This window comes from Streptomyces chiangmaiensis (assembly GCF_036281785.1).
GTDB lineage: Bacteria > Actinomycetota > Actinomycetes > Streptomycetales > Streptomycetaceae > Streptomyces > Streptomyces chiangmaiensis.
The window spans coordinates 1-3627 of record NZ_JAYWVC010000412.1 but is presented as its reverse complement, the minus strand read 5'-3'; the positions used below and the strand labels follow the sequence as shown (position 1 = coordinate 3627).

Annotated in this window: 3 protein-coding genes; 2 read left to right on the top strand and 1 reads right to left on the bottom strand. The window is 66.2% G+C overall.

The annotated features are described in order from the left end of the window. Window positions 1-717 precede the first annotated feature (717 nt). Entirely contained in the window at window positions 718-2472 is a 1755-nt protein-coding gene (locus VXC91_RS43465; protein WP_329512870.1) for a D-glucuronyl C5-epimerase family protein, read from the top strand. Between the two features lie 157 nt (window positions 2473-2629). Beyond that, window positions 2630-3037 (top strand): IS110 family transposase, encoded by a 408-nt coding sequence (locus tag VXC91_RS43460; protein WP_329512869.1) that lies wholly within the window; start codon window positions 2630-2632, stop codon window positions 3035-3037. On the opposite strand, the gene VXC91_RS43455 is transcribed toward VXC91_RS43460, so the two are convergent. Continuing rightward, complete coding sequence (locus tag VXC91_RS43455; protein WP_329512868.1) at window positions 3034-3480, bottom strand: hypothetical protein; 447 nt, start codon at window positions 3478-3480, stop codon at window positions 3034-3036. The genes VXC91_RS43460 and VXC91_RS43455 overlap by 4 nt on opposite strands. Between the last annotated feature and the right edge of the window lie 147 nt (window positions 3481-3627).

Sequence of the window (3627 nt, the reverse complement as noted above, 5' to 3'; positions counted from 1 at the left end):
ACGCGGACATCCGCAGCCCGGGCATTGCGGACAGGAGCATATGCACCTATCTGGAGGGTGGCAAGCGGATCCCCCACCACCTCCTTCATTGGTCCCGCAGTGGGTGCCAGCCTCGGGTGTCGGCATGACCTCTGCAATACGACGAGACGCCCCAGAGCCACCTCACCCACCCCCACCTCCGCGCCTCAAAGATCTGGATCAACGACCTCCTGCTGACAACTGGCTGATCGCTGCGCATCATTGACACCACGCCGACCTTCGCCGTCGGTGGGCATGTCGGGCCAAGAACATGTCAGTACCCGGGCATACCAAGCTGCCGGGCCACACAACACGGGGCCCCGCTCCCCTTGGCTTCGCCGCCTTCAGTATCAGCTTCCATACTCGGTTTGGGCAGCAGTGGTGGATCTTGAGGAATATGGCCGTTTCACTCGAAACGGCATCGGGTGCCGGAGCGGTTCCGCTCGCCACGTGCTCCAGACGCCCCGTCGACGGGACGACAGGGGCGCGACGCAGCACCAATCCAAAGGTCACAATTTCATCGCAAAAACCCCTCCGCCCTCGCCAATTGCCCCAAGCCGAACCGGTCTGCCCCAATCCCGTACCGCACGGTTCAGTTGAACGTCTTCTCTCGTTACACAACTCAACAGTCTTCACATAAGATCCACTTCACTTCGGATCAAAAACAGCTGAACAACGACACCCGTGGGGGGACCAACCATGGCTGGACAGAGGCGTGCCCGAATGGGCCGCAGACGGTTCATCCGGCTCGCCGGAGGCACGGCCGCCGGGGCGGCGGTCGTGGGGGGCGGGACCTTCACCGCCATGGCGACCGGGGTCTTCGAGTCGCCCACACCCGACCCGTTCGCCAACATGCCGCGGTCGATAGCGCTGAGCCTGCCGTCGGGGACGGGGCAGTCCCTGCCCCTGCCGCCACTGCCGGACCCGCTGGACGGCGGAACCGTCAGCACGCCGAGCGCGGTCACGCGTATCCCCTACACCGGTGGCACCCTGGACCCGACCGAGACCGACGTACCAACCTCGCTGCCGTTCGAGTTCAACAAGGCCGGGTACACGATGAACCCGGATCTGCCCGAGGCGCTGCGCCCGTGGCGCAACCGGCCCACCGCCTGGGCCAATGTCAACCTGTCGTCAGGGACGTACCACCTCAACGCCGACGGTGTGTACATGTACTACGCCAAGGACGGCAACGTCTACGACCACCCCGTGGGCCAGATCCAGTTCGGCCTCTGCTGCGTCACCAGCTACCGCGTCGAGACCGACCCCACCCGCAAGGCGCACTTCCTCAAGCGCGCCCGGGCCCAGGCCGACCGGCTGATCGCCAAGCGGGTCGAGACGCGCGGCGCCTGGTACTTCCCGTACCCGTTCAACTTCACGCACGCCGAGCACAGCGGCATCGCCTACAAGGCGCCCTGGTACTCGGGTATGGCCCAGGGCGAGGCCATCAGCCTCTTCGCGCAGCTCGCCGGGCTCAAGGACGGTCTCACCGACGACGAGCGGGCGATCTACCGCGCGGCCGCCGACGGCGCCTTCGCCTCGCTGCTGCGCGGCGACAACGCCGCCCCCTGGGTCGTGAACAAGAACCGGGCGGGCTACCTGTGGATCCAGGAGTACCCCTTCGCCACGCCCGGCACCGGCGACTACACCTACAACGGCATGATCTTCGCCATGTTCGGCATCTGGGACTACTTCCAGCTTACCGGCAACGAGCTCGCCGCCCAGCTCTACGACGGCGCCTGCACGACGATCGCCCGGTACTTCTCCCTGGTGCGCAACCCACGCTGGTTCTCGTACTACTGCCAGACGCACCGCATCCCCGCGCATACCTACCACCATCACCACATCGCACTGTGGCAGCAGATGCACTGGCACACGGGCAGCCCCGTCTTCGCCAACCAGCTCGACCTGCTCATCGAGGACGTCCCCCCGGCCGCCGTCAAGACCGGCGCATCAATCGCCATCGCCGCGGGCACGCACACCCTGTACCAGCTGTCCACCAAGTCGGACGGCAACTGGGACAAGACCCTCGCCGACAAGATCCTCGGCACCAAGAAGGTCACCTTCGCCAGGGCCACCGGTGCCCCCATCGACATGCGCCGCCGCATCCAGGGCGCCGGCGTGTGGTACCGGATCAGCGCCGGAGCGTACAAGGGCTACTGGATCGGTGAGGCCTACCCGAAGGCGTTCCTGCGCGGCGAGCACCTGCCGGTCGACTACATCGCGCCGCGCACCCTCACGATCGCCGCGAACGCCTCCGTGGAGGCGATCAGCTTCGGTACGAACGGGAGCGCGGGCACCCTGAAGAAGGTGAGCTACTCCGAGCCGCACACCCTCCAGTTCGACCGCCGCGCGGTCGTCAACGGGCGGTCCATGCTGCGGATCACCTCGCAGGAGCTGGCCGGGTACTGGATCGCGGCCAACCAGGTCACCACCGACGAACGCGGGAGTGTCTGACTTGTTGCATCGACCGCGGGCGCTCGGTCTGCAGCCGTAGCGTCCAGGGTGCCGGTCGGCACGGGCTCGTGCAGTGTCTTGCCGCCCTGCGGGCCGGCTCATGATTAGCATGCCGCCGTCCGGCACCCGCGCGCGGTGTGGCACGACAGAGGCATGAATGTGTGTGACTGCTACTTCAAGTCAGAGTACCCACCGCACATTTCTGCCCGTCAGCCGCCAGGTCAGGATGCGCGTGATCATCATCGGGATCGATCCCCACAAGTCCTCGCACACCGCTGTCGCTGTCGCTGCAACAGGCCACAGGATTGGTCAGCGGCGGTTCGTCGTCAACTCCGGGACCTTTGGTCGGCTTCTGCACTGGTGCGCGCAGTGGCCGGGGCGCCGGTTCGCGGTCGAAGGCGCCGGCGGTCTCGGTCGGTCTCTTGCTCAGCAGCTGGCCGCCGCAGGCGAGGATGTCGTCGACGTGCCTTCCACCTTGTCGGCCAGGGCCCGTCTTCTGGCCACCGGTGTTCTCGACTTCGTTGTCCGAGATGGTCCTGAAGCCTGTCCCGGTCCAAGCTCCTAACAGATTTCGGGCACATCATGGGGGCTTGGCGACAGGTCAACGGCTCCGGCTGAGCGGAGCGCGCGGCCGAGGTCTCCGACGAGAATCCGCGGGTGGCGGCGCCACCACCACATATCGTCGGGATCGAACTGACTGAGCCGATGAAACTGGGACACTGCCTGGCCGTCGTCGAAGACGGTTGCGGCCCGAAAGCGGTCGTCGAGTTCCTGGATCCGCTGGTTCCAGGTCACGAGCACGTGACCGGGCAGGAGAACCCACGCCTCATGGAGCCAGTTCCGGCTGTAGAGGTCGTTGGTGTACTCGTCGATGAAGTCCTCGTAGCCGTTCTCAACGGTCCCGACGAGCGATGCCCACTGGTCGACCATCTCGGCGACGGTGAATGCCTTGCGCCAACCGCGCCCGTGCAGCACCTCGCCTACCGCTTGGTCGTCCTGGGGCTCCATGCTGGGGATGTTCGCATGGCCTCGGCTGGTGCGGCTACTGGCTTTCCCCGGCTTCACGACCGAGGGGGCTGTTCAGGTATCGCGCCCGATTCGACGCGTCCAGACCGGGAACGGCGGCATGACCTCTGCCGGGTCCTGGCCGTCGGA

What these genes read in the sequence shown, in the direction of transcription:
- VXC91_RS43455 (WP_329512868.1), bottom strand. Translation starts at nt 3,480, where the DNA reads ATGGAGCCCCAGGACGACCAAGCGGTAGGCGAGGTGCTGCACGGGCGC.
- VXC91_RS43465 (WP_329512870.1), top strand. Translation starts at nt 718, where the DNA reads ATGGCTGGACAGAGGCGTGCCCGAATGGGCCGCAGACGGTTCATCCGG.
- VXC91_RS43460 (WP_329512869.1), top strand. Translation starts at nt 2,630, where the DNA reads ATGTGTGTGACTGCTACTTCAAGTCAGAGTACCCACCGCACATTTCTG.